The sequence below is a fragment of the Izhakiella capsodis genome (genome assembly GCF_900115045.1).
GTDB classification, from domain to species: Bacteria; Pseudomonadota; Gammaproteobacteria; order Enterobacterales; family Enterobacteriaceae; genus Izhakiella; species Izhakiella capsodis.
This window is the reverse complement of sequence record NZ_FOVC01000025.1, coordinates 1-2,191: the sequence shown is the minus strand read 5'-3', so window position 1 is coordinate 2,191 and position 2,191 is coordinate 1. Positions and strand designations below refer to the sequence as shown.

The window sequence follows — 2,191 nt, the reverse complement described above, 5'->3', positions numbered from 1 at the left end:
TGCAGCCTGAAAGCAGAGCGACGGTGGCGAAAGCGCCGTGCGGGACGCTTGTGGGTTGTGAGGTTAAGCGAATAAGCGTACACGGTGGATGCCCTGGCAGTCAGAGGCGATGAAGGACGTGCTAATCTGCGAAAAGCGCCGGTAAGGTGATATGAACCGTAACAGCCGGCGATGTCCGAATGGGGAAACCCGGTGCACCAAGTGCATCATCACAGCATGAATACATAGTGCTGTGAGGCGAACCGGGGGAACTGAAACATCTAAGTACCCCGAGGAAAAGAAATCAACCGAGATTCCCCCAGTAGCGGCGAGCGAACGGGGAGGAGCCCAGAGTGTGAATCAGTTTGTGTGTTAGTGGAAGCGTCCGGAAAGTCGCGCGAAACAGGGTGACAGCCCCGTACACGAAAATGCACGAATTGTGAGCTCGAAGAGTAGGGCGGGACACGAGGTATCCTGTCTGAAGATGGGGGGACCATCCTCCAAGGCTAAATACTCCTGACTGACCGATAGTGAACCAGTACCGTGAGGGAAAGGCGAAAAGAACCCCGGCGAGGGGAGTGAAAAAGAACCTGAAACCGTGTACGTACAAGCAGTGGGAGCCTCTTAAGGGGGTGACTGCGTACCTTTTGTATAATGGGTCAGCGACTTGTATTCTGTAGCAAGGTTAACCGCATAGGGGAGCCGAAGGGAAACCGAGTCTTAACCGGGCGCTAAGTTGCAGGGTACAGACCCGAAACCCGGTGATCTAGCCATGGGCAGGTTGAAGGTTGGGTAACACTAACTGGAGGACCGAACCGACTGATGTTGAAAAATCAGCGGATGACCTGTGGCTGGGGGTGAAAGGCCAATCAAACCGGGAGATAGCTGGTTCTCCCCGAAAGCTATTTAGGTAGCGCCTCGTGAATTCATCTGCGGGGGTAGAGCACTGTTTCGGCCAGGGGGCCATCCCGGCTTACCGATCCGATGCAAACTGCGAATACCGTAGAATGTTATCACGGGAGACACACGGCGGGTGCTAACGTCCGTCGTGAAGAGGGAAACAACCCAGACCGCCAGCTAAGGTCCCGAAGTCATGGTTAAGTGGGAAACGATGTGGGAAGGCCCAGACAGCCAGGATGTTGGCTTAGAAGCAGCCATCATTTAAAGAAAGCGTAATAGCTCACTGGTCGAGTCGGCCTGCGCGGAAGATGTAACGGGGCTAAACCATGCACCGAAGCTGCGGCAGCGGCACGCAAGTGCTGTTGGGTAGGGGAGCGTTCTGTAAGCCGCAGAAGGTGGCCTGTGAGGGCTGCTGGAGGTATCAGAAGTGCGAATGCTGACATAAGTAACGATAAAGCGGGTGAAAAGCCCGCTCGCCGGAAGACCAAGGGTTCCTGTCCAACGTTAATCGGGGCAGGGTGAGTCGACCCCTAAGGCGAGGCCGAAAGGCGTAGTCGATGGGAAACGGGTTAATATTCCCGTACTTGGTGTTACTGCGAAGGGGGGACGGAGAAGGCTATGTCATCCGGGCGACGGTTGTCCCGGTTTAAGCGTGCAGGCTGACTTTCCAGGCAAATCCGGAAGGTTATAGCTGAGGCGTGATGACGAGGCACTACGGTGCTGAAGTGACAAATGCCCTGCTTCCAGGAAAAGCCTCTAAGCGACAGGTAACACGAAATCGTACCCGAAACCGACACAGGTGGTCAGGTAGAGAATACCAAGGCGCTTGAGAGAACCCGGGTGAAGGAACTAGGCAAAATGGTGCCGTAACTTCGGGAGAAGGCACGCTGGCGCGTAGGTGGAGGGACTTGCTCCCCGAGCCGAAGCCAGTCGCAGATACCAGCTGGCTGCAACTGTTTATTAAAAACACAGCACTGTGCAAACACGAAAGTGGACGTATACGGTGTGACGCCTGCCCGGTGCCGGAAGGTTAATTGATGGGGTTATCGCTTGCGAGAAGCTCCTGATCGAAGCCCCGGTAAACGGCGGCCGTAACTATAACGGTCCTAAGGTAGCGAAATTCCTTGTCGGGTAAGTTCCGACCTGCACGAATGGCGTAATGATGGCCAGGCTGTCTCCACCCGGGACTCAGTGAAATTGAACTCGCTGTGAAGATGCAGTGTACCCGCGGCAAGACGGAAAGACCCCGTGAACCTTTACTACAGCTTGACACTGAACACTGAGCCTTGATGTGCAGGATAGGTGGGAGGCA

General features: G+C 55.1%; 1 rRNA gene. It reads left to right on the top strand.

The annotated features are described in order from the left end of the window. Positions 1–61: 61 nt before the first annotated feature. A 23S ribosomal RNA gene (locus BM191_RS16400) occupies positions 62–2,191 on the top strand; the annotation flags it as partial.